Source organism: Algibacter sp. L4_22, from assembly GCF_023473045.1.
Lineage (GTDB): Bacteria > Bacteroidota > Bacteroidia > Flavobacteriales > Flavobacteriaceae > Algibacter.
Window position 1 is genome coordinate 267535 of sequence record NZ_JAMCOK010000003.1, and the last position, 25603, is coordinate 293137.

Genomic DNA, 25603 nt, shown 5'->3' on the forward strand with positions numbered 1-25603 from the left:
TTTGAATTCTTCATTTTTTCTTTATTAGTTTTTAAAAATTATTCCTGTAGCATTATCAATTTCGTTTAGATATCCAAGGGTTGCTTTACCTTTCTCCAATTCGTCTAAATAATTTACTGTAGACACACCTTTATTAAAATTTTGCGAAATCATTTCTAAAGATCGTGTTACTTCTACTAAAGCCAACTCTGGATCTTCATAAGTTCCTAAATCATCATTATTTAGCGAACTACTTCCAAAATAAAACCCAATCATTAAAACTGCTACTGCTGCAACCGAAAGCCATTTGTAATTAAAATTACGTTTCGTTGCCTTTGCTTCAGTATCAAAAGGGATCTCCTTATTAAATTGCTCCTGCTTGCTTACCAAAAAATAGCCAAACATGGGTTTATACATTTCTAAATGGGGAGCAACATTGTCTCCTGCAAAATAGTTTTTTAACAGTTGCTCTTCCTTTAGGCTTGTTTCGCCGTTCTCGTACTTTTCTAGTAAATTTTCTATATTATTTAATACCATAATTATGTGTATTAGTCAGTTTTTCTCTTATTGTTTTTCTTGCTCTCGATAAGTTTACGCGTACTGCTGTATTATTCATATCCAGCATTTTTGCAATCTCATCCAAATCATACTCTTCTATATCTCGTAGCTGAATTATTGTTTTCTGTAACTCCGGCAAATCCTTAATAATTTTAGATACCCAGTTTACGCTATCATTTAATTCAACTTGCTTTTGTAAAGCCGTTTGTTTATCCTCGTAATTTGTATGAACAATTTTAAGATTCTGCGCCTGCTTCGATTTCAACTTATCGAAACAAAAATTCTTAGTCATCGTCATCGAAAAAGCCTCCACGTTTTTATACTCGGCAATCTTTTTCCTATTGTTCCACAACTTTAGTAAAACCTCTTGGGTCGCATCTTCGGCTTCTTCCGTCGAAACTAGCAAGCGTTTCGCTAACCGAAACACTTTATCCTTAAAAGGCATTACAACATTTAAAAACTCCGTTTGAGTCATTTTGAATTGGTTTTATTAAAACGGCTTGGTTACGGCTATTTAAGTTACGACGACCACATTTCTCATTTGTTACATCGAATAAAAATATTTTTTAAAATAATTTGGGCGTAACCCTTTTCCGCTAAAGCTACAAATGGTCGGGCTATACGCTCCAAGTCCTCGCAATCCCGATTATCATCGGGCTTACTGTGGGCTATCCGCTGCTATCCCTTACGTAAGGTCTGCCTCTAAAAACAGTCTAAACTAAAAACAATATCGTTAAACGCGGCATAATGTTTGATTTTTAAACCGTAACAATATTTTTTATTACACAATAATGTACCTAAATTTAGAGTTTCAAAATACAAGCTCTACTAATTAATAAGACATGAAAAACATAAAAGCCTTACTACTTCTTACATTAATATCCTTAGCTGCAACAAGTTGCTTTAAAGATGAAGATGATATTATTGTCTCTGAAAACGAAAAAACAGAAGAAATAAACGATTTTGTATGGAAAGCAATGAATTCTTGGTACAACTGGCAAGCAGAAGTTCCAGATCTAGACGACTCTAAAGACGATAATAACGAAAGTTATACAGCTTACTTAAATGAATATTCTACTCCAGAAAATTTATTTAACAGTCTTATATATCAAACCGATGTAGTAGATCGTTTTTCATGGTTTATAGAAGATTATATTGAGCAAGAAAAAGCATTTCAAGGTATAACCACATCTTTTGGTTTACGTTTTGAAGGTGTTCGAATAAATACAGATGACGATGTTATTATATATGTACGCCACGTTGCCGACGATTCTCCAGCTAGTGCAGCCAACATTAAACGTGGCGATATTATAAACGCCATTAATGGTACCGTTTTAACAGCGACAAATTACAATTCTGCAATAAGTGGCTTATATCAAGATCAGGTCACCTTATCTTTTGTATCAGAAAGTGACGGAACGCTAACAGCTATAGAAGACAAAACCATTACCGCAACCGTAGTCTCAGAAAACCCAGTGTATTTTACAAAAGTATTTTCTGATATCGACGGAAAAAAAGTAGGCTATTTATTATATAATGGTTTCCGATCTTCATACAACGATGAACTAAACGATGCTTTTGGTTTCTTTAAAGATGAAAATATAAGTGAACTTGTTTTAGATTTAAGGCTTAATGGTGGTGGATCTGTAGAAACATCTGCCTATTTAGCCAGTATGATTTATGCTAATGCAGAAACAGGACGTTTCGCTGAATTAGTTTTCAACAGCAAACAACAGGACGAAAATGACTATTACAACTTTACAAACACTCTAAATGTGTATAATAGCAATAGTGAAAAAACGGGAACAGAAGCTATTAACCGCCTAAGTACAATAAATCAATTATATGTGTTAACGTCTGGTAACACGGCATCGGCTAGTGAAATGATTATAAACGGATTATCACCATATATTCCGGTAAAACTTATAGGAACTACAACTTATGGAAAAAATGTAGGTTCTATTACATTGTATGATTCTCCAGATTCTGACTTTTTATCTAGAAACTCAGCAAATTCAACGCATTTAAATGCTTTACAGCCTATTGTGTTTAAAATATTCAATAAAAATGGAGAAAGTGATTATGCCGATGGTTTTGAACCAAACGTTACCGAAATAAACGAATACGATTATTGGAACAACACCTTACCATTTGGTGACGAAAACGAAGCTATTTTAAAAGCGGCTTTAGATAATATTAGAGGTATTTCTGGTAGAAGCACTACTACTAAACAAAGTAACAACTCAACACGTTTAGAAACACCATACACCAATAATAAGTTCGAAAACGAAATGTATATTAATGCCGATTTTTTATCTAACACCAAATAAGTTTTAGATTTAGGTTTTAAAACTTTTGTCGCTAGACCCAATTCCAAATATTTTGACACCGATTTTGCAGGAACTATTATAGATTAAAATTTTATAGACAGCTTACCAAAAGGCGTTGCCCCTTGTAGAGAACATAGCGAGTTACAAACGTTTTCTTTCGATGGTTCTATCTTCAAAAAACCTATTTCATTTACCATTAACGAAAAGGGATATCGCGAATATGATGCACAAAAAACCGATGACGATTCTGTTTGTACGGCATTTGGTATTGCGATTTAATACAAAACTCAACAACATAAAAAATGCCACCATAATTGGTGGCATTTCTTCATATAAAAACACATTACGTTTTCTATTTATTTCTTTATTAGTTTCTGAGTAAACAAACCAACTTCAGTTGTTAATTTCACTATATAAACACCAGGTTTTAATCTATCTATTGAAACTGGAGTTTCCTTATTACTTACCAACTGCTTTAGAACTAAACTTCCCGTAATCGAATAAATGGCTATAGTTCCTGCTCTTGAAACATACAGTTTAGATACAGCAGGATTAGGATATAATGACAGTGCATTTGCCTTATTTACGGCATCCAAACTTAATCCTGTAGCTTCGTTAATAACACCAACAGCATCTAAATCGAAACCAGAAGAGCCAAATGGTGTTGCGTATGGATCGTTAACAATATTCCCGTAACTATCGTAAGTTGCGTATGCAGGATCAATGGTGCCAATAACATCAATAATTTTTACATGCGTAATAGCACTTTTATCTAATAAAACATTATCAGTAATATTATCTAAATCGAAAGGCGTTCCATAACTACCTCTGTACTTCCCTGCTAAATTATTAATATAAGTAGCGTCAAGATTACCAAAACTAGCAACTTGAGTTTCTGTTTGAGTTTGGCTATGCGATGGAAACCTAAAAAAGGTTACACCATCGGAACTTACTTCAACAAAACCTAATTCTAAAAAAAGACCATCAAAACTGTTCTCAAAAACTGCAAAATCGAAACCAGCGTTATTAACTATTGGAATACTGAAAGTTAAAATGGCTGTTCCGCCATCACCAAGGCTTACTATTTGATCATTAGATTTATCGATTGCATTTTCTGGAACTCCAAAATTCGCTAAATCCCCTGTTGGATTTGTAATATTTTGAGGGCCTCGAACTACAGTAACTCCAGTGGCCCAAGATTTAAAAACATCAGAATCTCTATGGATAGCTGTTGTGCCATCTGCACTTGCACTTGGCGCGTAAGACTGCCCATAAATAGCGAGATTTACTAGTGAAAAAAGTACTGCAAAAAAGTAATTTTGTTTCATGATTTCTTAAATTGGGTATAAAAAATAGCTAAACAAGGTAACTGTTCTTAATATCTTATCGTTTTTCTCTAAAAATCTACTAATACATTAGAAAGTACCAAAGCCAATATAACTGTTTTATTAGTTAAAATAGATTTTAGAAGCTCCACTACCAACATTAAAAGTATGAATTAAAGCAGAGCTATCTAAATCGTAAATTAACAACTCACTTTGTGCCGTAAAACTTGCGTTCGTTACATAAACCTTATCATCATTAACAGAAAGCCCGTAAAGATAAATATCGGCTATTTCCAAAATAGACGTTGTTGGTAAAGTAGACTCATCATCATCCAACTCGTATATTTTATTATTCATAGCGTAATAAACCTCGTCATCATCATGTGCCATTTGGCTTGGGTGTAAACCTGCTGCAAACTCAAGTGTTTCAATAACAGTATCTGTAGTTGTATTTATTCGTGTAATAGACGCTGCTGTTTCTACATAATTAGCTGCCCAATCTCTGTTATCACCACTACATAAAACAACTAAATTCCCATTAGAATCGAAAGCCATTTCATCTGGAGCATCATTAACTGTAATGGTTTCAATACTGTCGTCCGTAGTATCAATTACCGAAACAATGTTATTAATATTATAACCACCTTTATGCGATATATATAAATTATCACCTTTAGCTAATATTTGTTCTGGACCTTCAGCTATAGCTATAGTGCCCGTTACTGTGTTCGTATTTAAATCTATTTCTGCAATAAAATCATCTGTAGTATCAGTTCCATCTCCCCAGTTTGTTACATACCCTTTACCGTTTAAAAAAGTAATGTATCTTGGAGTTAATAATCCTGTTGAAATTTCAGCTTGTTTTATAAACGTATATCTATTTACTACGATAATAGTGTTAGCGGTATCAGAAATTATGTAAGCTAAATCGCCATTAAAACCAATAGATTGTAAATACACACCTAAAATCTCTGTATTTACATTGTAATAAATTTCATTTTCTACTGCCATGTAATCATCTGAAATATAAGATACAGATGCTGACTGACCACCTTCCGCACTAACTAAAATACCATTATCATAATCGCCTAGTGGTAATTGAGTGTCGTCATCATCATTATTAGAACACGAAAAAACTAAAAGTGATACTGATAAAACTGATAAAATAATTTTCTTCATTTTTGATTTATTAGAATTTATAGTTGATTTGAATATTAAAATTTCTATTCGGCATAGGCCTAAAAGCTACGTTTTCGTAAACTTCATTAAATATATTTTTCAGAGTAATCCCTGTTTCTAGTTCGTTTTTTGTGTTCTTAAAAAAAGTATAATTACACCCCATATTCCCCACATCATAACCGTTTAAAGAAGTAAAACGTCCTTCTAGATTATCTGCTGTAGTAAAAACATCTCCATTAAACATGTGCTGATAAAACACTGTAACAGCCTTATAATTGTAGGCCAAGGCTAAATTTCCTTTATGAAACGGCACATAAATAAGTTGTTTATTGGTTTCTAAATCTTCAGAAACGGTGTAAGAATAATGCCCAGAGACATTAAATTGATGCTCATTAATGTTGTAATGCAATTTCACCTCTACTTCGGCACCGTAACTTGCTACTTCACCAATATTTATAGGCGACCATAGGCCAGTACTGTTAGGCTGCCATTGTATCATATCTTTTGTATTAATATAATAACCATTAAATTTTACATTAAAATTAGGATAATTAAAGTTTTGCCCTAAATCTATTTGGTAAGACGATTCTGGAACCAAATCTAAATTACCACCTGGTTGCCAATACAAATCGTTAAAAGTAGGAATACGGTAGTTTTTAGAACCGTTTATTTGAATCTGATAATGTTCAAATAAATCAAAACCCGCATCAACTGAAAATACAAAGGGTCTCTCACCTCCTGTTATAAAATCTTGTCTTAGGTTAATGCCATAACTTAATAAGTTATTAGGTTTGTGATTAAGTAACGCTGTTGCAGAAAATGCGTTTCTTACCGGCTCCTCAAAACTATCTCCGTTTCCTATTGAATTTGAATATTCTAAAATGGTTTTAAATTGAAGTTTCTCATTAAAACGCACATTAAAATTATGATTAATTAATAATGTATTTACTTTTCCTAAACTGTAATTATCCTTGTCTTTATTTTCAAAATATTTAAACATTTCGTGCAAATGAACCACTTTAAATTTTGAACTAAATTCCCCGGAAATTCGTGACCATTCTAGCATAGTTCTAAAATTTTCATCCTCGTATTTACTTCTAGAGGGTCCTATTAAAGTGCCCGAAAAATTACGCTCGCCAATATAACTTTGATGGTATAGTTTTAAAATATCCTTATCGGAAATAAAAACGCCCAAATTCACGTTCATGTTTAAATTATTGAACTCGCCATTCTCGTTAACCTCATCCGTTCCAAGATATTTATAATCGTTATCGGAATCCACATAAGTTACTCCAACATTAGCTGTCCATAGCTCACTTCCGAAGGAAGAATTAAAACCTAAATTTTTAGAATTAAAGCTTCCGTAGCCTGTTTTAATAGTAGTATTAAAATGATCACTAAAATTTAAATCATTATTTAGATGAATACTACCTCCAATAGAACCGCTGCCATACTGCACACTACCACCACCACTTCTAATATCTATAGAACTATAGTTTGAAGTATTTACGGTATTAAAGTCCGTTTGGCCGTTTAGTTGTGAATTAATATTAATACCATTCCAAATAACGGCTGTTTGCGATGCTGTTGTCCCTCTAAATGAAGGCGACGACACCATACCTGCACCATTTTCTTTAAAGTAAATATTAGAATTAAACGCGAGTAAATTTGTTAATGACATCGCATTTTTACTTAAAACAGAATCTGTAAGTTTTTCTATTTTTATGCCTGAAGCATAGTTCTTTAACTTGCTATCACTTAAAATTACAACATCTAATTTTTGGACAGTATTAATCTGTGCTTGCATACTGCTGCAAACGCCAAAACTTAAAAATAATAAAGTAAAAACCTGTTTCATAAATCTTTGAAACTCTTTACCCGAGAGTTATTTTTAGATGATGAAAATGGCAGGTCTCCTGACTTGTTTTATGTTATCTTACCTTCCCAGTTTTACCACCAGTGGTTTTTTTGAGTTAATAACACCTTAATAAATAAGTACCGAAATATTTCGGTAAAAACGTACAGTTGCGGGAACAGTCCTAGATTTTAACTAGATTCCCTTTTAATTGATATATCTGTAATCCTTAACTTGTTTTAGGATACAAATAATGGTCAAACCAAATTCTTTACAAAAATAGATTCTTTTTTAAATGCAAACTAATCAAATTCATTTTTTCTTATTCAATTTATAAACAAGATATATAAAACCAATTAAAAAATGTAATATTATAATACCTCCTACTATATATAGTGTTAAATTTGAACCGTTTCTCATAATAGAAATTTTGTATAAATTTAAAAAACTTAATCTATCTAAATGTCACTATTGTTACAAAAAAAGTATTTATCCTTCTCTCTGTTTTTTATTTTAATAAGCTTTATTTCTTGTAAAAAAGAAAAAGAAACAACGAATAATATTACTACAGGAAAAGAAATAAAGCTAAAATACGCCAAAGGTTTTTCAATAAAAGATTTAGGCATGTACAAAACTTTAGAAATTAAAACACCATGGCCAAATGCTGAAAGTAGTTTTAGATACGTTTTAGCTAATTATGGAGATAATAAACAAGCAGATAACACTATTTCTTTACCAATAAAAAAAATTGTAGTAACATCTACTACACACCTTCCGGCTTTAGAGCTTTTAGGAGTAGAACAAACTTTAGTTGGTTTCCCTGGCACAAAGTATATTTCTTCAAAAAAAATAAGATCTAGAGTTGATAATGGAGACATTAGAGAACTTGGTAAAAATGAAGGTATAAACACCGAAGTCCTTTTAGAATTGGATCCAGATTTAGTTGTTGGTTTTGGAATTGACGGTAACAACAAATCTTTAGACCTTATTGAAAAAGCAGGAATCCCTGTAATTTACAATGGAGATTGGGTAGAGACTTCTCCGCTTGCAAAAGCTGAATGGATTAAATTTTTTGGCGTACTATATAACAAAGAAAAAGAAGCCGATTCTATCTTTAACACCATTGAAAAAGAATACTTAAATGCTAAAAAAATAGCGAAAAATGTAAAGAACAAACCAACTGTTTTAAGTGGAGCTATGCATAATGATATTTGGTACTTACCCAATGGAACAAGTACCGAAGCGCAATTATTAAAAGACGCCAACACAAGTTACTTATGGAACGACTCTAAAGGCACAGGAAGTTTACAACTTAATTTTGAATCGGTTTTTATGAAGGCTCAAAATGCCGACATCTGGTTAAGTCCATCTAATTACTCAAGTTTAGAAAAACTAAAAAATGCGAGTGCACATAATGCAGAATTTAAAGCCTTTAAAGATAAAAACATCTATTCTTTTAATAATACAACAGGAGATACTGGCGGTGTTTTATATTTTGAATTAGGTATGAGTCGCCCAGATTTAGTACTCAAAGATTTAATAAAAATTTGCCATCCCGAATTACTGCCAGATTATAATCTTTACTTTTTTGAACGTTTAGAATAAAAACAAAATCTATTAGTTTTAAAAACAAAAAATGAGCAAAACTTACAAATATTCTTTTCTAGCCTTAACACTTACTTTAGTGTTCTGTTTTTTCATGAATATTAGTTTGGGGTCTGTTTCTATTCCCTTTAAAGCCATTTTTAATAGTTTAATAAACAGCAACGTAGAACACGAAAGTTGGCAACATATTATTATAAATTACCGCTTACCAAAAGCTATAACCGCCATAATTGTAGGCTCGGGTTTAGGTATTTCAGGCTTATTAATGCAAACATTATTTAGAAACCCATTAGCTGGTCCTTTTGTGCTCGGTATAAGTTCTGGTGCTAGTTTGGGCGTTGCAATCGTTATTTTAGGCTCGGGCTTGTTTGGAGGTGTTTTCGCGACCCTTTTTGTTTCAAAATGGGGTATTGTAATTGCCGCAAGTTTAGGTAGTTTTTTGGTGTTACTAGCCGTTTTAATGGTTTCCATTAGAGTTCGAGACACCATGGCTATACTTATTATTGGCCTTATGTTTGCGAGTATTACAGCGGCAATTGTTAGTGTACTGTCTTATTTTGGATCGGCAGAACAATTACAACAATATGTATTTTGGGGTTTTGGTAGTTTAGGAAATTTATCATGGAACGATCTCGGTATCCTTTTATTAATTTATACCATAGGGATTCTGGCAAGTATGTTTTCCATTAAATCACTAAACACCTTACTTTTAGGTGAAAATTATGCCAAAAGTTTGGGCTTAGATATTAAGAGAAGTCGATTAACAATCATTATTGCCACGAGTTTACTTGCTGGAACTATTACCGCTTTTACAGGGCCAATTGCTTTTATTGGGTTGGCTATTCCGCATTTAACACGTCAGATTTTCAACACCTCAAATCATAAAATATTATTACCAGCCGTATTTCTACTTGGCGGTATTGTTATGCTCATTTGCGACAGTATTGCTCAGCTACCAAATAGCGATTACACTTTACCTATTAATGCCATTACCGCTTTAATTGGTGCTCCTGTAGTTATTTGGCTATTGGTTAGAAAACGTGGAATGGTATTTTAATAAATAAAAAGGATAGAAAATAGCATGAACAACAAGACCTCACATATCATTTTAAAAACCGAAGATTTATCTATTGGTTATGCTTCCAAAAAGGCTGAAACGGTTGTGGCTTCTCAAATTAATATTGAATTAAAAAAAGGAGAATTAATTGGGCTTGTAGGTGCCAATGGTATCGGGAAATCGACACTTTTACGAACATTAACAAACGTTCAAAAATCACTATCTGGCACTGTTTTTATTAATGAAAAATCAATTTTAAATTATAACCCTTTAGATTTAGCAAAAGTATTAAGCTTGGTTTTAACCGAAAAAATAGCTTCCAGAAATTTATCGGTTTTTGAACTTATTGCTTTAGGCAGACAGCCATATACCAATTGGGTTGGTAATTTATCAAAACACGATACAACCATTGTAAAAAATGCTATTCTTCAAACTAATATAGAAGATTTACAACATAAAAAATGCTTCGAATTAAGCGATGGTCAACTACAAAAAGTTATGATTGCTCGCGCCTTGGCTCAAGATACCGATTTAATTATTCTAGATGAACCAACGTCTCATCTAGATATGTATCACAAGGCCTATATTCTGAAATTACTCCAAAAATTAGCTAAAGAAACAGGTAAGACTATTCTATTTTCTTCACATGAAATAGATTTAGCCATCCAACTTTGCGATACTTTAATTGTAATGAATGCGGGAACTGTAGTTACAAATCAACCTTGTAAACTTATAGAACAAGGTGTTTTTGAAACGCTTTTCCCTAAAGATTTAATTGCTTTTGATAAAAACACGGGGAGTTTTAGGGTGAAGAAGTAAAAACTGACTAAAGTTCTAAACCTTCAACAAAAAATTCCTTAGGTAAATATTCTTCACTAAACTTTTGCTGTAAATGATTAAACCACATCACTTTGTATGATTGACTACTAATATTTTTTTTAGGCTTACCGTCTGAATTAAACAAATCTTTTTGTTCTTCATTCTTTATTCCCGATAAGATAAAGTCTGGTGACTGAAAAGATGTGCCAGGTATTTTTTCTAGAACATGTCCATCATAAGATTTTCTGTGTTCCAATTTTTTCGTTTTAAACTGCACACGTTTTCCAAACTCATAGTCAAAATTATTTTTATATTTCAAAACTTCTGAAATTAAATCAACATTTGAAGACTTACCATTACTTTCTTCTTTTCTCTAATATTTAAGATCTAAATAACTTTGAACTAAAGAATGGTAAATAGTTTTCTCCACAAATTCACTTTTGCTTGCATTAAAAAAAACACAAACATATTTAACTAAATCTGCTATTTTCGCACCTTCAATTACATCACTATACAATACTTTTTTATCTTCTTTTTCATAAATAACTTCCTTTATCAGCATTAATGGCGGTACCTGAGCTGGAAATTCATTAATTTTCTTATGAGTAGAACTAAATAATGGATGTGATTTAAGCGTTATAATCTCCCCTATTTTAAATACAGTCATATTCCTTGTTTATTTTTTACTAAATATAAGAATAATAGTATATTTACAATCAAAGTAAGGAAGTTCTTTAGTTAAAAGGAATAGAACATTTGTTGAACTACTGTATTGATTTTTAATCAATCACTTAATCCGACTTTTTTTGAGTAAAAAGGATAATAAATATGGAGATTAAGCAAACAGTATAATTCTTCAGATAAACAAACATTTATCGATAAATATTTGTTTATCCTCAGAAAGAATAGTATAACTTCAGTTAATTTATGAAACTTTAGGGGCTTTCCCTTGAAGTATGTGATTATTTGAATCATATATATTATTATTTGTATTAAAGCTAACACCTGTCCATTCATCTGGTAAGGTACGTAAAACCGCAACGTGAGTCGAGAACTCGGCTAATGGTTCAATCCTTTTTCAAGGTGTAAGTTTTATTCTGTTATAAATACGTGCGAGAGCTTCCCTTACTTTTATTAAAATATGAAAGCACAAAAAGATTGGTTTAAAGACAGAAGGTACCCACATTTTACTAATAAGACTCCAATGTCTATTAGAAAAAATATTGAACGCTATATTCTCAATGAAAAAAAAGTAGCACAGCATTCCTTCTCTCCTCTTATTTTTAAAGAAATTAAACAAAGACGGTATAAATTATCTAAATTTAATGATGTAAAAAGGCGCTCGCATAAAAAGTTAAAGCATGGTAAAATTATATCTAACACTAAAATTAGAGAAATACTTTACGCAACACATATAGATGCGCATATCTATTCATATTATACCCAACAAATAATTACACCAAAATACGAAGCTTACCTAGAGCAAAACGCTTTACTTTCAAATTCAATAACGGCATACCGGCAAATAGAAACAGACGATAAGCTGAAATATAAAAATAACGTCCATTTTGCAAAAGATGTATTTGATGAAATTAAACGAAGAGAAAACTGTGTTGCACTTGTTTTAGATATAGAAAACTTTTTCCCAAGTCTAAATCATAAAAAACTAAAATTAGCTTGGGCAAAAACATTAGGCTATAAAACGCTTCCGAAAGATCACTTCAACCTTTTTAAAGCGACTACAAAGTTTTCTTATGTAAAGTTGAAAGACCTAAAAACTAAAAATGGTCATTTTGATGAAAAAGAATTATCTAAACATAGAAAAACTGGTAAACACACTTTTTTTGAAAGTATAAAAGACCTCATTGATTCTGATGTTATAATTCATAAAAACCAAAAACATGATGACGATAAAAACCTAATGGGAATACCACAAGGCTTACCTATTAGTGCTTTATTAGCAAACATCTACATGTTAGATTTTGATGAAGCTGTTATAAAAGAATTAACTTTAAAGCACGATGTCTTTTATAGACGCTATTCCGATGATATTGTCGTGATTTGCAAAGAGCATCAAATAGCATTAATTGAAGAATTTGTCAAAAATGAAATGGCAAAAAACAAATTAACGGTATCCTTAGAGAAAACAGAAAAAACACTTTTCAAAATAAATAATGGTCGTTTACAATGTTATAAAATTAAGAAAAACGGTAACTTAAAAGAAAACGTTCCGTTAAATTACTTAGGTTTTGAATTTTATGGTTATCAGACATTAATTAAGTCTAAAAATCTAGCTAAGTTTTATAGAGAAATGAAACAAACTATAAAACGTAAGCATAAACGAGTTGAGACAATAAAAGAAAAACACCTTTTAGATGAAGCTCCAATATTTAAAAGAAAGCTATACAGACTTTTTAGTTTTAAAGGTGAAAAATCTAGAATGTTACCAGCAAAACGAACCAACTATATTGACGGTAAAGCACAAACTGATTATTTTGATAGAAAATTTCGAGGTAATTATTTAAGATATGCTTACAGAGCATCTGATGATTTAGAAGCCCCAGAAATAAAAAGACAGCTACGTAATCATTGGAAAATACTTCAGAAAACGATGAAAAAATATGATTTTTCGAATGTGAAGAAAGACTAAAGAGTTTAAATTACAACGCTTTTAATTTCTTACTTTTACCACATACAACTTAATAAAATGAACGACAGTCTCATCTTAATCCTCGCTATTATTATTTCCGCTGTTATTGGTGGTTATTTAGGCATGCTTTTTACTAAACTTAAAAGTAAAAGCGAAAACAGTACACTCGAAGAACGCAATAGTAATTTGCAACAACAATTCGACGATTTTAAGCAATACACACAAAGCGAAAGCGAGAAACAAAACAACATTAACACTACTCAAGTATCGGAATTAAAAGAAACCATTTCAAAAATTGAAAACGACCGCGAAAATATCCGTCGTGAAAAAGATTTTTTAAATGCTGAATTAGCTCGTAGAAACACAGAATTCGAAAACCTGCAAGCTTTAAACCTAAAACGCGATGCCGAACTGGAAGAACGCCAAGAGCAACTACGCAAAGATTTTGAGCTTCTTGCAACGAAAATCCTAGATGAAAAATCGGAGAAATTCACCCTTCAGAATAAAGAAAACATCACTAATATCTTAAATCCGCTTCAAGAAAAAATTAAAGTTTTTGAACAAAAAGTCGATTTAACTCAAAAGGAAAGCATTAGTATGCATTCTGCTTTAAAAGAGCAATTGTTAGGCTTAAAAGATTTGAACCAACAAATGACCAAAGAAACAACTAACCTAACGCGTGCGCTAAAAGGAGATAGCAAAATGCAAGGAAATTGGGGTGAATTGGTTTTGGAGCGCGTTCTGGAAAAATCGGGATTAGAGAAAGATCGCGAATATTTTGTACAGCAAAGTTTTACTCTAGAAGATGGCTCTCGCGTGTTACCCGATGTGGTTTTGAACTTGCCCGACGGCAAAAAGATGATTATTGACAGTAAAGTATCCTTAACCGATTACGAGCGGTTTGTAAATGCTGAACTTGAAGACCAACCGCAGTTTTTAAAAGCGCACATTAACTCGATTAAACGCCATATAGATCAACTTTCTGATAAAAATTATCAAGATTTGTATGATATAGAATCTCCCGATTTTGTATTGCTTTTTATCCCAATAGAACCTGCTTTTGCCGTTGTTGTAAATGAAGATAACTCTATTTACAACAAGGCTTTCGAGAAAAACATTGTTATTGTTACGCCTTCCACCCTATTGGCAACGCTTCGAACTATTGATAGTATGTGGAACAATGAAAAACAACAACAAAATGCTATCGAAATTGCACGACAAGCTGGAGCTCTTTATGATAAATTTGAAGGTTTGATAAAGGATTTAACCAACGTTGGAAAGAAAATTGATGCTGCAAAAACCGACTATTCATCTGCGATGAATAAACTTGTTGACGGCCGAGGAAACATAATTACTAGCGTAGAAAAACTTAAAAAAATGGGAGCAAAAGCGAAAAAGGCTTTACCTGAAGCTATTATTAAACGCGCTCAAGAAGATGAATTACTTTAATACTATTCTATATCTTTACTTTAAGTGTAATTAAAACCTGAAATTTTAGCATTATAAAAATCAATACATTGCGAAAACAATTTTTTAAAAGTCTCTTTCCTTAAAACTTCCTAAAAATTAAATACATTTAGGAAATACATTTTATATATTCATATTTTAGAATATATTTAAATGCTACTAATTATAATTTAAGGCCATACATTTTATGTTTAAACATCCAAAAGACTCGCAAATATCAATATCTCACCTTATGTTACCATCGAATTCCAATTTTAGCGGAAAAATTCATGGTGGTTATATTCTTAATTTAATGGATCAAATTGCATTTGCATGCGCATCAAAACATTCACGTAATTATTGCGTTACAGCTTCTGTTAATAAAGTAGATTTTTTAAATCCTATTGATGTTGGAGAACTTGTTACTCTTAAAGCTTCTATAAACTATACAGGAAGAACGTCTATGGTTGTTGGTGTTCGCGTAGAATCGGAAAATATTCAATCTGGATTAACAAAACATTGCAATTCAAGCTATTTTACAATGGTAGCAAAAGATGAAAAAGGGAATAACGCTGTGGTTCCAGGAATTATTTTAGATGATGAGCAAAGTGTGCGTCGTTTTGCTAGAAGTATGAAAAGACAAGAACAATCGCGTTCTAGAAGTAATAATTTTAAATCATCGGAATTTATAATTGCAGACCATTTAGAATTTGTAAAAACTCAAAATGCAAAGATTACGTTTTAAATCTGATCGGATTCCTGATATATTTCTCAGAATTTATTCAAAAAAAAAAGTTCAATTAACTAAGTTTAGTTAATTGAACTTTTAAATAAATAGCAGGTAATATTACAATCTGCTTAATAATTCAGCTTTCTTCTTTTCAAACTCATCTACTGAAAGAATATCCTTGTTTTTTAAATTAGCTAACTTTTCTATTTTCATAAAAATATCTTCCTCCAAAGCACTATTGTTATTATTAGTGTTCGAATTATTGTTATTGTCATTAGTGTTTACAGGAGCCTGTTCCATAATTATTGGTTCTGGCTGATTCTGCATTGCATTATTATTATTATTATTATTATTAACTTGTTCTGGCTGTTGTGGTTTAGGTTTATTTTCTCCACCCGAAACAATAGGCAAAGTATTTAAATCTACCGTACCATATTGGCTTGTAAATGTAACTGAATAATTCCCACCTTGTTGTTGCCCTACACCACCTATATGGTTATCAAGCGTATCAAATACGGTTACTTTTCCATTCTGTTGAATCGCTAAACGCCCAATGTTAGAAAAAATAGCATAACTCGTTCCGTTTTGACTACCTGTAGAATTAGGAAAACCTAAATCTCCCCACCAGTTCCCAGATCCTGATTGAAATCCGTTTTGGTTTTGTGTTTTCGGTAAAGGTTTATATTGTATTCCTCCTTGATTTATTAAGTTTGATAACTCGTTGCACAACCCATCTACTGTAGATTTAAGTTGGTTGTTAAACATATCGCCAACCATAGTCATGCCACCTTGCATCCACTGACCTCCGCCACCAAGCTCGGAAATATTAAATTGGGCCATTGTACCATTACTTCTCATAAGTGCTTGCGTTAAATCTGTAACAGCATTAACACTTACACCATAACGGTTTGCTACATTCGTCATATTCTGAAAACTAGCATCTGTGAATATTGCATTCATAATTATATCTTTCTTTTTTTAGTTAAAAATGTTAACCTAACAATTTTGCCGCAAAGGTAGACTATAGAAATATGAATAACCATCTTTTACACAGAAGTTTAGCATATATTTCACATTATTTTTGAATGAATATTCTTTCCGAAGAATTACTTATTACTTTCTCATGAAGCCGCCGTTAAAAAAAGGTTAATTAAGCCAAATTATTTGGTCATTATTTACTTTACTTTCAACCACCAATAAACTGTTTTTAAATAAGTTAACCTTCATTTTTTTAATAGAAAATTATTAACTTTGATTAATATCTTAGATTAAAAAATTAAGCCGATTTCCTGTTTATATCGCTCCATGTAACGATAAGAAAACTCTTCCCGAAATCAATTAATTTTAATAAAACAATAAATTTAAATATAACACATTTAGGTTATGAAAATTCAAAAAGTTGAAGCAATCGAAATACTCGATTCAAGAGGAAACCCCACAGTAGAAGTAAACTTAAGATTAGAAGATGGAACAATCGCGAGAGCCATGGTGCCGAGTGGAGCATCGACAGGAGAACGAGAAGCTACAGAGTTAAGGGATGGTGATAAAAATAGATATGGAGGTAAAGGCGTATTAAAAGCGGTTAATAACGTAAACACCGTAATAGCCAAAGCTATTGAAAACAAACATTTTATAAACCAACGTGAATTAGATTATTTTTTAATAGACCTAGATGGCACAAAGAATAAATCGAAATTAGGTGCCAATGCCATACTTGGTGTTTCTATGGCTTTTGCACGTGCCAAGGCATTAAGTTCACGCATGCCACTATACCAATATTTAGGAGGTAGCAATGCTCACGTTATGCCTGTGCCTTGTATGAATGTTATTAACGGTGGAAGACATGCTGACAATACGATAGATTTTCAAGAATTTATGATTGCGCCTCACAATGCGCCATCCTTTAAAGAATCTATAAGAATGGGTGAAGAAGTTTTTCATTCGTTAAAAACAGTATTAAAATCTAAAGGCTTTAGTACTGGCGTTGGAGATGAAGGTGGTTTTGCTCCCGATTTAAAATCGAACGAACAGGCCGTTGAAATGATTTTAGAAGGTATCACCAAAGCAGGTTACACACCAGGAAAAGATGTTGGCATTTGTGTAGACCCTGCAACAAGTGAAATGTGGGAAGATGGCAAGTATAAATTTTTTAAAAGTTCTCAAAAACTAGTTTCAAGTGACGACATGATTAAGCTATGGGAAAGCTGGGTAAACCAATACCCTATTGTTCTATTAGAAGATGGTTTATCTGAAAATGATTGGGAAGGCTGGAAAAACATGACAGATACTATTGGTAAAAAAATTGAAGTTGTAGGTGACGATTTGTTCTGCACAAATAAATCTATTCTAGCAGAAGGCATTAGTAAAGGTGTTGCAAATTCAATTTTAATTAAACTTAACCAAATAGGAACTGTAACAGAAACACTAGAAACCATAGAGCTTGCCAATAAAAACTCTTATAATTGTTTTGTTTCTCACAGAAGTGGTGAAACTGTAGATAGTTTTATTGCAGATTTAACGGTTGGTATTAATGCTGGACATTTAAAAACTGGTAGTGGTTGCCGTGGTGAACGTATAGAAAAATTCAATCAACTTATGCGAATTGAAAATGAATTAGGAAGTGCTTCAAATTTTGCAGGAATTAAAGCTTTTAAAAACGCTGGATTACTACAATAGAGATAAATAAAATAACAACACAGAATTAAAAAAAGCCCTTAATAAGAGCTTTTTTTAATTATTTATATTTTCTTTTGAAAAAGATAAATCATACTTTTTAAATATTAAAAGAATAAAATTTATCTATAAAAAAAAAGCTACTTCCCCCTTAACATAAAATAAAAGTCAAAGGGAAGCAGCTTTCGCTATATAAATATATTATTTAAAATAAGCTAATTGCTAACTGCACTCTAGCTATTCTTAATGAAGGATTCCACATGGTTGTTGCAGACACAGGGAAACTTAAATCTGAAAACTTAAGTATTTTAGTTGCTGTTAAACCAACATTAACCAAATCGAAGTTTTGATCGCCATCACCATATAAATGAGTATCACCATCAAAAGAGAAACCTGCTCCTACAAAACCTTTTAAATTAACTTTAGTATCGCGAATTATAGGGTAAGATGCTTCTACGTAAGTAGAATAACGTTGATCTCTATCTCCATCGCTATTAAGTTGAGAATCTCCACTACCGTATAATAATACATCAGCTTCTAAACGTAATGGGAAGTTATCATCAAATTGATAAGACGTTCTTAAATCAATTAAATGCGTTGTTGTGTTTTTATCATAATTCCACACATCTGGAACTGCTACACTACGTGTGTTAAATAAATCCCATATACCTATAGATAAACCGTTTTTAGCATATTGAGCATAGTAATTTATTTCTTTATAAGATGTTCCGTCACTTTCATTTGAAAAAGCCATCCCTCCCCAAAAACCAGTAGTAAAACTACCTGATTTATTTAATTTTAATTTTGAAAAAACAGCTACCATCGGCTTATCTGTAATAACCAAACCCCTCCATAGATGGTTAGTTTTTACATCTACATTAAAATCGATAGGACTATCTTTTAATTCAGTTTCTTGGGAAAACCCCATTTGCACTGCTATAAGTGCTACAAATACTATTAATATATTTTTCATTTTATTTTGATATAATTTGATATGATAAGATTACCCTACATTAAATACATATATAAATAAGCTGCGATTACACAACCAATAATAGGACCTACTATAGGAACCCAAGCATAACCCCAATCACTTTTACCTTTTATAGGTAAAATAGAGTGCATAATTCTCGGACCTAAATCTCTAGCCGGATTAATGGCATATCCTGTAGTACCACCTAAAGACAAACCAATTACCCAAACAAGGAAAGCTACAGGTATTGCTCCAATAGATCCCAAACCAATAAGAGCTTCAGGATTTCCTTCTATCCCCAAATCAAGACTTGGACCTGCTATATAAAATATAACAAAGATCAAAACGAAAGTTCCTATAATCTCACTCATTAAATTTGAAAAGGTATTTTTAATTGCTGGTCCTGTACTAAAACAAGCTAATTTACCCTCATCATCATCAGTTATTTTAAAGTGATCTTTATAAAATAACCACACTAAAAATGCGCCTATCATGGCTCCTATCATTTCCCCTGCAAGATATTCTGGAACTAAAGCCCAAGAAACTTTACCTGCCACGGCCAAACCAATAGTTACCGCTGGATTTAAATGTGCACCACTATAAGGCCCTGCTACTATAACACCTACAAACACAGCCAACGCCCATGCTGTAGTAATTTCGATCCATCCTGCACCACCAGCCTTTGTATCTTTTAAGACTACATTAGCTACAACACCATTACCTAATAGAATCATTAGCATGGTTCCTAATATTTCTGCTACTAAAATTGACATAATTTTCTATTTTTATGATTATTGATAAGTATTTATTCTTCGATCCAATGTTGAGCGCACTTAACAGCTTTATGCCAGTAATGCAACATATCTTCAACTTTGTCTTTAGCAGCTTTTGGAAAGAACTCCTTATCAATACTCCATTGCGATTGAATATCATCTACACTATCCCAATAACCAACAGCTAAACCTGCCAAATAAGCTGCCCCCATCGCAGTGGTCTCTAAGGTTTTAGGTCTTATAATTTTAAATCCAAATAAATCAGATTGTATCTGCATTAATAAATCACTTGCTGCAGCACCACCATCTACTCTTAATTCTATACTTTCTTCTCCTGCATCGGCTTCCATGGCTTTCACAATATCGTATACTTGAAAAGCAATCCCCTCTAAGGTAGCGCGTGCAATATGTGCATCTGTAGTACCTCTAGTAATACCAAGCATAGCTCCACGAGCATATTGATCCCAATAAGGTGCTCCTAAACCTGTTAATGCTGGTACAAAATATACACCACCGTTATCTTTAACTGTTTCAGCTAAATAATTAATTCCTGGTGCTGTTTTCACCATTTTTGCTCCATCACGTAACCATTGTATAGCGGCTCCACCAACAAATACACTTCCTTCTAGAGCGTAGGTTGTTTTTCCATTAATTTTCCAAGCAACTGTTGTCAGTAAATTATTTTTTGAATACACCGCTTTATCTCCCGTATTCATTAATAAGAAACATCCTGTGCCGTAAGTATTTTTAACCATTCCAGGTTTTGTACACATTTGGCCAAATAAAGCCGCTTGTTGATCTCCTGCAATACCCGCAATAGGAATTTTAGATGAAAATAAAGTAGTCGCTGTACTTCCGTAAATTTCACTACTTTCCTTAACTTCTGGCAACATAGCTTTAGGAATATTGAACAAAGCCATCAACTCTTCATCCCAAGCCATGGTATGAATATTGAATAACATCGTTCTACTTGCATTAGAAACATCTGTAATAAACATTTTACCCCGAGTAAGCTTCCAAACAACCCAAGTATCTACCGTACCAAAACATAGTTTTCCTGCTTCGGCTTTTTCTCTAGCACCTTCTACATTATCAAGAATCCATTTTAATTTAGTTGCAGAAAAATAAGCATCGATTACTAAGCCCGTTTTCTTTTTAATCATATCCACATGACCAGCATCCTTAAGACTATCGCAATATTTAGCCGTTCTTCTATCTTGCCAGACTATTGCGTTGTAAATTGGTTCACTGGTTTCACGATCCCAAACAATAACGGTTTCCCTTTGATTAGTAATCCCTATGGCTGCAATATCATCCCCAGAAACACCTTCTTGAGCAACAACCTCGGCTGCTACAGATATTTGCGAAGACCAAATATCATTCGGGTTATGCTCTACCCATCCTGGCTTAGGAAAAATTTGTTCAAACGCTTTCTGAGAAACTCTTACAATTTCTCCATCGTGATTAAATAAAATTGCTCGGGATGATGTTGTCCCTTGGTCGAATGCTAAAATTAATTTACTTTTCATGTCTAATTTAATTTAGTGGTTTTTAGTTGTTTATAAAATATAATTTGATGTCACTTTTTCATAATCTGAAACTTGTTTTGCTTGCCAAGCTTCATCTTTACCTAATTCCTTAGCCATTATTTCTGCTACTTTTGGAGCCATTTCAACACTTTCTTTTGCATTTAATAACTGACAACGAACTCTACGAGCAAGAAAATCTTCAACATTAAGAGCCATTTCATATCTTACAGCCCAAACTACTTGCGCTTGTATAACCCCCATAGATGTACTTAACGATTCATTCCATCCATTTTCCTTAGATAATTGCATTACTTTTTCTTCATCACTACCATAAAAATATAATGGATCATCATGATTTACATTTTCTTTGTAACCGTGTATTTTAAGATGTCTTGTTTTTGTTGGAATATGTTTCCATTCGTGATTTTTCTCGGCTTTATCAACCAAATGTTGACCCATTCTTCTAAAAGTGGTCCATTTACCACCTACAATAGTTAATAGTCCTGAATCTGATGTATAAATTTTATGGCTTCGAGAGATCTCTTTCGTTTTGCTTCCTTCTTTTTTTGGAGCAGCCAAAGGACGTAAACCAGCAAACACACTTAACACATCGCTTCTTTTAGGAGCTTTTGTTAAATATCTACCAGCAGTCGCTAGAATAAACCCTATTTCTTCTTCTAGAGCAACTGGTTCTAAAGATTCTGTTTTAAGAGGTGTATCTGTTGTTCCAACAATAACACGGTTATGCCATGGTACTAAAAACAATACACGACCATCATCTGTTTTAGGTATAGTAATAGCGTCATCACCAGGTAAAAAAGATTTATCTAACATTAAGTGAACACCTTGGCTAGGTGCAATAGTTTTTTCGGCCCCTGGAGAATCCATTTGCAATACATCATCTGCAAATACACCTGTAGCGTTCACAATTTGCTTTCCTTTTATTTCGAATGATGCACCATCCATTTCATCATGCACTTTAACTCCTGTAATCTTTCCATTTGAATCTTTAAGCAATCCATCTACAGAACAATAATTAACAACTCGAGCACCTAATCCAACAGCTGTTTGTAACGTATTTATAGCCATACGAGAATCATCAAACTGACCATCATAATAAACAACACCTGCTGAAATTTTATCTGGATTTATAAGAGAAATACGTTTTAACGTCTCTTTTTTCGAGATACGTTTAGATCTTCCAAGACTCAGTCCTCCTGCTAACAAATCGTAAAAAGTTAAACCAACAGTATACAATATTTCATCATACAGACCATGAGTAGGTATTATAAACGACTGGCTTTTAGTTATATGAGGAGCGTTTTTAAGCATCAACCCTCTTTCTACAACAGCCTCTCTAACTAAACCTATATCACCTTGTGCTAAATATCTAACACCACCATGCACTAATTTTGTAGCTTTACTTGATGTAGATTTAGTAAAATCAGATTTCTCAAGCAAAGCAACAGAATAACCTCTTGCAGATGCCTCGAGAGCTATACCAATACCGGTTGCTCCACCTCCTATAATTACGAAATCATAAGTTTTAGAATCACTTCTCAACTTACTCATTATTTCTTTTCTGTCCATGACCTTTTATTTTAGTTTTTAGTATTATTTTTTTATTTCGATATAAAACTACAACAAAACGAAACAAAACAAAAGCTATTTTTTATTTTTTTTGATTATTTTTTCAGTTTCATGATATATATCATAAAAAAAGCAGTCAAGAAACTCGAAAAAAGCAAATTTTACCGTGTATTCTGATTATTCAACATTTATTTTTATTAAAAAAATAGAAAATAAGGTTTCGTTTTATTCCAAATATTCCATAAAAGTGCCATTTCAGCTTCATTTTAATTACGATATCATGTACCTTTGTATAAAACGAAACAAGATGCCACTAAATATAATTGATCGCCACAAACAGATTTTAAAGAAACTGGAAGAGAATGGCTTTGTAAATGTCAATGAGCTAAGTATTGAGTTTAATGTTTCATTAGTAACTATCCGTAAAGACTTAAAACTACTCGAAGAAAGAAAACTACTGTTTAGATCGCATGGAAAAGCTATTCCGGCAAATCCTTACATCACCGAACATCCCGTAAATTTTAAGAAAAAGCTAAACGCCAAAGAAAAAAAGAAAATAGCAACAGCCGCCGCATCAACACTAGAACCTTTTGACACTATTATAATAGCCTCAGGAACCTCTGTAATTGAATTAGCTAGACAAATTAAGCCTATAGAAGGATTAACAGTACTAACCGCTTCTTTAAATGCAGCTATTATATTAGCAGAGCATAAACAAATAGACATCATGCAATTAGGAGGTATGCTTAGATCAAGCTCTTCTTCTGTTGTTGGATCTATTGCTGAAAAAATGTTGGCAGAATTTACATTTACAAAATTGTTTTTAGGCGTCGATGGCATTGACCTGGAATATGGGCTTACAACCACAAATTCGATGGAAGCTTCTTTAAATAAAGAAATGATTAAAGCAGCACAAAAAATAATTGTATTGGCAGATTCTTCTAAATTTAGCAAAAAGGGATTTGGAAGAATTTGCGGACTTGATGAAATCGATCAAATAATAACCGATTCTGGCATTGACAATAAAACCAAAAACAGACTAATTGAATTAGGCATTGAGCTTACTATTGTATAAACAAATAATCCCAAAAAAACTCTAAGCGCCAAAATTAAAAAGTACTTGATTTTTGGTGAAAAACAGATAAATCCATTTAACACAAAGAAGTTCACCGCTTTACATCAAATTTAAGATATAAGACAGCTATTATGAATTTGAAAAAAAGAAAGTCTCGTGTTTTATTGAGACAACATGACACAAGCAGATGTTACAATAATAGCACTATTGAATTCTTACAACCAAACCGGAATCAATTCTAAGAAACACCATAAACTAACACCTAATTAGCCCAATGCCCTTTTAGAAAGATTCCAATAGCACGATAATGATAAATTTAGGACGAATTAATATATTTAATATTATGTCGATCCTTAATTACATAGAATACAGGTTTGGAGTCTATTTTTCTAAGTTTGAAAAGCAAAACGAAAAACTTAGTCCTGCTGAATTCTCTAAACGTAATTATCCTTTTAGCGATATAGATCAATTTTTAATAATTTTATGTACTTTCAATTTAATACCAACAGAATTTTTGGATAGGTTTAATGCTCATGAATTTGAATGGCTATCTAGTTTTAAACACAACGACTTTAACTTACTAGAAAAAACTGAGGCTTATTTAAAAAGGACTCAATTTAGAGAAATACCTAATGTGTAATACTTTTCATAGTTACTCGCTAGTTGTAAAATAATTTAAAAATTAAGGAAACTAATTAACACTCTACACAAAAATATACTATGAGTAAATTACTCAACTTGGCAATAATTATTTTACTACTTTTAAACAATCAACCTGTCTCATCTCAGGAATGGATAAACCTAAAAGCTTATAAAAAAACTACTGGACAGCATGTTCTTCCGGATGGTTCGTGGTTAAAAAAAGACAGAACGAGAAACACAACTTCTTGGCAGCAAGCCAACAAATACAACCTATCCATAGATAACGGAAACCTGAAATATAAAACCATTTCTCAAATACGAGATTTCTATCTGTGGTTTGATGATGAACGAACAAAAAAAGGACATGAAATAAACGAAATTGGTGTGGCAGCCTTAGTTGCAGGACAACTTTCTAAGTTTGATAATTATTTTATTAGAACATGCATTGTTAGAAACAAAGAAGTAGTTTGGTTTGCGAACGAAGGTGCTAAAAAAGTATTAGAATTTAATTTCCCTTTACTTAAAAAAGTTTATTTCTCAAATAAAATATTGAAACAGCAAGAAGCAAAAGATTGGGATATATATAATGGAAAAACAGAACAATGTGACATTTTAGAAGCTCTTTATATTGAATTATCGCCAAAAGCAATTTGGAAATTAGACCGGATGGCGAAAGGAAAAGGCATTTACAATTTAGGCGTTAAAAAGGAACTAAAATTTGAGGGAGACATCACAGATTGTAAAACAAGATATGAACATGCCCTTTCTAAGCTTACCTCTTATTATTTAAATAAAAAAAAGTAAATTAAGAAACA

At 32.4% G+C, this 25603-nt stretch carries 23 protein-coding genes and 1 riboswitch; of the genes, 11 read left to right on the forward strand and 12 right to left on the reverse strand.

Features of this window, described 5'->3' with window-relative positions; genetic code table 11:
- Nucleotides 1–24: 24 nt before the first annotated feature.
- A complete protein-coding gene (locus M4I23_RS09295; protein WP_249754206.1) occupies nucleotides 25–516 on the reverse strand; it encodes a hypothetical protein in 492 nt (163 codons plus the stop codon).
- Nucleotides 503–1012, reverse strand: a complete 510-nt coding sequence (locus M4I23_RS09300; protein ID WP_249754207.1) for an RNA polymerase sigma factor — start codon at nucleotides 1010–1012, stop codon at nucleotides 503–505. The genes M4I23_RS09295 and M4I23_RS09300 overlap by 14 nt, the downstream gene beginning before the upstream one ends.
- A 367-nt stretch (nucleotides 1013–1379) precedes the next feature.
- On the opposite strand from M4I23_RS09300, the gene M4I23_RS09305 reads away from it, so the two are divergent.
- Nucleotides 1380–2867: a S41 family peptidase gene (locus M4I23_RS09305; protein WP_249754208.1), complete on the forward strand. Its 1488-nt coding sequence runs from the start codon at nucleotides 1380–1382 to the stop codon at nucleotides 2865–2867.
- A 356-nt stretch (nucleotides 2868–3223) separates the two neighbouring features.
- On the opposite strand, the gene M4I23_RS09310 is transcribed toward M4I23_RS09305, so the two are convergent.
- The 3 genes from M4I23_RS09310 to M4I23_RS09320 all read right to left on the reverse strand — a co-directional run bounded on the left by M4I23_RS09310 (nucleotide 3224) and on the right by M4I23_RS09320 (nucleotide 7229).
- The gene (locus tag M4I23_RS09310; RefSeq protein WP_249754209.1) at nucleotides 3224–4195 is read right to left on the reverse strand and encodes a T9SS type A sorting domain-containing protein; all 972 of its coding nucleotides are present in this window, start codon (nucleotides 4193–4195) and stop codon (nucleotides 3224–3226) included.
- 120 nt (nucleotides 4196–4315) lie between these two features.
- Nucleotides 4316–5371, reverse strand: a complete 1056-nt coding sequence (locus M4I23_RS09315; RefSeq protein ID WP_158844030.1) for a YncE family protein — start codon at nucleotides 5369–5371, stop codon at nucleotides 4316–4318.
- 10 nt (nucleotides 5372–5381) lie between these two features.
- Nucleotides 5382–7229: a TonB-dependent siderophore receptor gene (locus M4I23_RS09320; protein ID WP_249754210.1), complete on the reverse strand. Its 1848-nt coding sequence runs from the start codon at nucleotides 7227–7229 to the stop codon at nucleotides 5382–5384.
- Between the two features lie 30 nt (nucleotides 7230–7259).
- Nucleotides 7260–7473: riboswitch (cobalamin riboswitch) on the reverse strand.
- A gap of 215 nt (nucleotides 7474–7688) precedes the next feature.
- Between M4I23_RS09320 and M4I23_RS09325 the strand changes: the two genes are divergently transcribed.
- The 3 genes from M4I23_RS09325 to M4I23_RS09335 are packed head-to-tail and all read left to right on the forward strand — an operon-like array spanning nucleotide 7689 to nucleotide 10707.
- On the forward strand, nucleotides 7689–8831 hold the full coding sequence (locus M4I23_RS09325) for an ABC transporter substrate-binding protein (RefSeq protein ID WP_249754211.1): 1143 nt from the start codon (nucleotides 7689–7691) through the stop codon (nucleotides 8829–8831).
- Nucleotides 8832–8862: 31 nt separating this feature from the next.
- Nucleotides 8863–9888 carry an iron ABC transporter permease gene (locus tag M4I23_RS09330; RefSeq protein ID WP_249754212.1) on the forward strand — a complete coding sequence of 342 codons (1026 nt, stop codon included), beginning with the start codon at nucleotides 8863–8865 and terminating at the stop codon, nucleotides 9886–9888.
- A gap of 24 nt (nucleotides 9889–9912) precedes the next feature.
- Nucleotides 9913–10707 carry an ABC transporter ATP-binding protein gene (locus M4I23_RS09335; RefSeq protein WP_249754213.1) on the forward strand — a complete coding sequence of 265 codons (795 nt, stop codon included), beginning with the start codon at nucleotides 9913–9915 and terminating at the stop codon, nucleotides 10705–10707.
- Between the two features lie 7 nt (nucleotides 10708–10714).
- On the opposite strand, the gene M4I23_RS09340 is transcribed toward M4I23_RS09335, so the two are convergent.
- Nucleotides 10715–10963: a hypothetical protein gene (locus M4I23_RS09340; protein ID WP_249754214.1), complete on the reverse strand. Its 249-nt coding sequence runs from the start codon at nucleotides 10961–10963 to the stop codon at nucleotides 10715–10717.
- Between the two features lie 117 nt (nucleotides 10964–11080).
- On the reverse strand, nucleotides 11081–11374 hold the full coding sequence (locus M4I23_RS09345; protein WP_249754215.1) for a hypothetical protein: 294 nt from the start codon (nucleotides 11372–11374) through the stop codon (nucleotides 11081–11083).
- Between the two features lie 474 nt (nucleotides 11375–11848).
- Between M4I23_RS09345 and M4I23_RS09350 the strand changes: the two genes are divergently transcribed.
- From M4I23_RS09350 to M4I23_RS09360, 3 genes are all read left to right on the forward strand, one after another.
- Nucleotides 11849–13357 (forward strand): reverse transcriptase domain-containing protein, encoded by a 1509-nt coding sequence (locus tag M4I23_RS09350; protein ID WP_249754216.1) that lies wholly within the window; start codon nucleotides 11849–11851, stop codon nucleotides 13355–13357.
- Nucleotides 13358–13414: 57 nt separating this feature from the next.
- The gene (gene rmuC / locus M4I23_RS09355; protein ID WP_249754217.1) at nucleotides 13415–14806 is read left to right on the forward strand and encodes a DNA recombination protein RmuC; all 1392 of its coding nucleotides are present in this window, start codon (nucleotides 13415–13417) and stop codon (nucleotides 14804–14806) included.
- 205 nt (nucleotides 14807–15011) lie between these two features.
- Complete coding sequence (locus M4I23_RS09360) at nucleotides 15012–15548, forward strand: acyl-CoA thioesterase (RefSeq protein ID WP_249754218.1); 537 nt, start codon at nucleotides 15012–15014, stop codon at nucleotides 15546–15548.
- Nucleotides 15549–15650: 102 nt separating this feature from the next.
- On the opposite strand, the gene M4I23_RS09365 is transcribed toward M4I23_RS09360, so the two are convergent.
- Nucleotides 15651–16493 (reverse strand): SHOCT domain-containing protein, encoded by an 843-nt coding sequence (locus M4I23_RS09365; protein ID WP_158844044.1) that lies wholly within the window; start codon nucleotides 16491–16493, stop codon nucleotides 15651–15653.
- Between the two features lie 423 nt (nucleotides 16494–16916).
- Here M4I23_RS09365 and eno point away from each other — a divergent pair, with 423 nt between their 5' ends.
- Nucleotides 16917–18209, forward strand: a complete 1293-nt coding sequence (gene eno / locus M4I23_RS09370) for a phosphopyruvate hydratase (protein WP_158844046.1) — start codon at nucleotides 16917–16919, stop codon at nucleotides 18207–18209.
- Nucleotides 18210–18411: 202 nt separating this feature from the next.
- Here the strand turns inward: eno and M4I23_RS09375 are convergent, their stop codons facing one another.
- From M4I23_RS09375 to M4I23_RS09390, 4 genes are read right to left on the reverse strand one after another with little or no spacing between them, the layout of a single operon-like run.
- Nucleotides 18412–19179, reverse strand: a complete 768-nt coding sequence (locus tag M4I23_RS09375; RefSeq protein ID WP_158844048.1) for a hypothetical protein — start codon at nucleotides 19177–19179, stop codon at nucleotides 18412–18414.
- A 35-nt stretch (nucleotides 19180–19214) separates the two neighbouring features.
- Nucleotides 19215–19952, reverse strand: coding sequence for an MIP/aquaporin family protein (locus tag M4I23_RS09380; protein WP_249754219.1), 738 nt, complete (start codon nucleotides 19950–19952; stop codon nucleotides 19215–19217).
- A gap of 32 nt (nucleotides 19953–19984) precedes the next feature.
- The gene (gene glpK, locus M4I23_RS09385; protein ID WP_158844051.1) at nucleotides 19985–21481 is read right to left on the reverse strand and encodes a glycerol kinase GlpK; all 1497 of its coding nucleotides are present in this window, start codon (nucleotides 21479–21481) and stop codon (nucleotides 19985–19987) included.
- 30 nt (nucleotides 21482–21511) lie between these two features.
- Nucleotides 21512–23071 carry a glycerol-3-phosphate dehydrogenase/oxidase gene (locus M4I23_RS09390; protein WP_249754220.1) on the reverse strand — a complete coding sequence of 520 codons (1560 nt, stop codon included), beginning with the start codon at nucleotides 23069–23071 and terminating at the stop codon, nucleotides 21512–21514.
- 307 nt (nucleotides 23072–23378) lie between these two features.
- On the opposite strand from M4I23_RS09390, the gene M4I23_RS09395 reads away from it, so the two are divergent.
- The 3 genes from M4I23_RS09395 (at nucleotide 23379) to M4I23_RS09405 (ending at nucleotide 25592) form a co-directional block, all read left to right on the forward strand.
- Nucleotides 23379–24146 carry a DeoR/GlpR family DNA-binding transcription regulator gene (locus M4I23_RS09395; protein WP_158844055.1) on the forward strand — a complete coding sequence of 256 codons (768 nt, stop codon included), beginning with the start codon at nucleotides 23379–23381 and terminating at the stop codon, nucleotides 24144–24146.
- A 343-nt stretch (nucleotides 24147–24489) separates the two neighbouring features.
- Nucleotides 24490–24786, forward strand: a complete 297-nt coding sequence (locus tag M4I23_RS09400; RefSeq protein ID WP_249754221.1) for a hypothetical protein — start codon at nucleotides 24490–24492, stop codon at nucleotides 24784–24786.
- 80 nt (nucleotides 24787–24866) lie between these two features.
- Nucleotides 24867–25592 carry a hypothetical protein gene (locus tag M4I23_RS09405; protein WP_158844057.1) on the forward strand — a complete coding sequence of 242 codons (726 nt, stop codon included), beginning with the start codon at nucleotides 24867–24869 and terminating at the stop codon, nucleotides 25590–25592.
- Nucleotides 25593–25603: the final 11 nt, after the last annotated feature.

What these genes read in the sequence shown, in the direction of transcription:
- M4I23_RS09295 (WP_249754206.1), bottom strand. Translation starts at nt 516, where the DNA reads ATGGTATTAAATAATATAGAAAATTTACTAGAAAAGTACGAGAACGGC.
- M4I23_RS09300 (WP_249754207.1), bottom strand. Translation starts at nt 1,012, where the DNA reads ATGACTCAAACGGAGTTTTTAAATGTTGTAATGCCTTTTAAGGATAAA.
- M4I23_RS09305 (WP_249754208.1), top strand. Translation starts at nt 1,380, where the DNA reads ATGAAAAACATAAAAGCCTTACTACTTCTTACATTAATATCCTTAGCT.
- M4I23_RS09310 (WP_249754209.1), bottom strand. Translation starts at nt 4,195, where the DNA reads ATGAAACAAAATTACTTTTTTGCAGTACTTTTTTCACTAGTAAATCTC.
- M4I23_RS09315 (WP_158844030.1), bottom strand. Translation starts at nt 5,371, where the DNA reads ATGAAGAAAATTATTTTATCAGTTTTATCAGTATCACTTTTAGTTTTT.
- M4I23_RS09320 (WP_249754210.1), bottom strand. Translation starts at nt 7,229, where the DNA reads ATGAAACAGGTTTTTACTTTATTATTTTTAAGTTTTGGCGTTTGCAGC.
- M4I23_RS09325 (WP_249754211.1), top strand. Translation starts at nt 7,689, where the DNA reads ATGTCACTATTGTTACAAAAAAAGTATTTATCCTTCTCTCTGTTTTTT.
- M4I23_RS09330 (WP_249754212.1), top strand. Translation starts at nt 8,863, where the DNA reads ATGAGCAAAACTTACAAATATTCTTTTCTAGCCTTAACACTTACTTTA.
- M4I23_RS09335 (WP_249754213.1), top strand. Translation starts at nt 9,913, where the DNA reads ATGAACAACAAGACCTCACATATCATTTTAAAAACCGAAGATTTATCT.
- M4I23_RS09345 (WP_249754215.1), bottom strand. Translation starts at nt 11,374, where the DNA reads ATGACTGTATTTAAAATAGGGGAGATTATAACGCTTAAATCACATCCA.
- M4I23_RS09350 (WP_249754216.1), top strand. Translation starts at nt 11,849, where the DNA reads ATGAAAGCACAAAAAGATTGGTTTAAAGACAGAAGGTACCCACATTTT.
- rmuC (WP_249754217.1), top strand. Translation starts at nt 13,415, where the DNA reads ATGAACGACAGTCTCATCTTAATCCTCGCTATTATTATTTCCGCTGTT.
- M4I23_RS09360 (WP_249754218.1), top strand. Translation starts at nt 15,012, where the DNA reads ATGTTTAAACATCCAAAAGACTCGCAAATATCAATATCTCACCTTATG.
- M4I23_RS09365 (WP_158844044.1), bottom strand. Translation starts at nt 16,493, where the DNA reads ATGAATGCAATATTCACAGATGCTAGTTTTCAGAATATGACGAATGTA.
- eno (WP_158844046.1), top strand. Translation starts at nt 16,917, where the DNA reads ATGAAAATTCAAAAAGTTGAAGCAATCGAAATACTCGATTCAAGAGGA.
- M4I23_RS09375 (WP_158844048.1), bottom strand. Translation starts at nt 19,179, where the DNA reads ATGAAAAATATATTAATAGTATTTGTAGCACTTATAGCAGTGCAAATG.
- M4I23_RS09380 (WP_249754219.1), bottom strand. Translation starts at nt 19,952, where the DNA reads ATGTCAATTTTAGTAGCAGAAATATTAGGAACCATGCTAATGATTCTA.
- glpK (WP_158844051.1), bottom strand. Translation starts at nt 21,481, where the DNA reads ATGAAAAGTAAATTAATTTTAGCATTCGACCAAGGGACAACATCATCC.
- M4I23_RS09390 (WP_249754220.1), bottom strand. Translation starts at nt 23,071, where the DNA reads ATGGACAGAAAAGAAATAATGAGTAAGTTGAGAAGTGATTCTAAAACT.
- M4I23_RS09395 (WP_158844055.1), top strand. Translation starts at nt 23,379, where the DNA reads ATGCCACTAAATATAATTGATCGCCACAAACAGATTTTAAAGAAACTG.
- M4I23_RS09400 (WP_249754221.1), top strand. Translation starts at nt 24,490, where the DNA reads ATGTCGATCCTTAATTACATAGAATACAGGTTTGGAGTCTATTTTTCT.
- M4I23_RS09405 (WP_158844057.1), top strand. Translation starts at nt 24,867, where the DNA reads ATGAGTAAATTACTCAACTTGGCAATAATTATTTTACTACTTTTAAAC.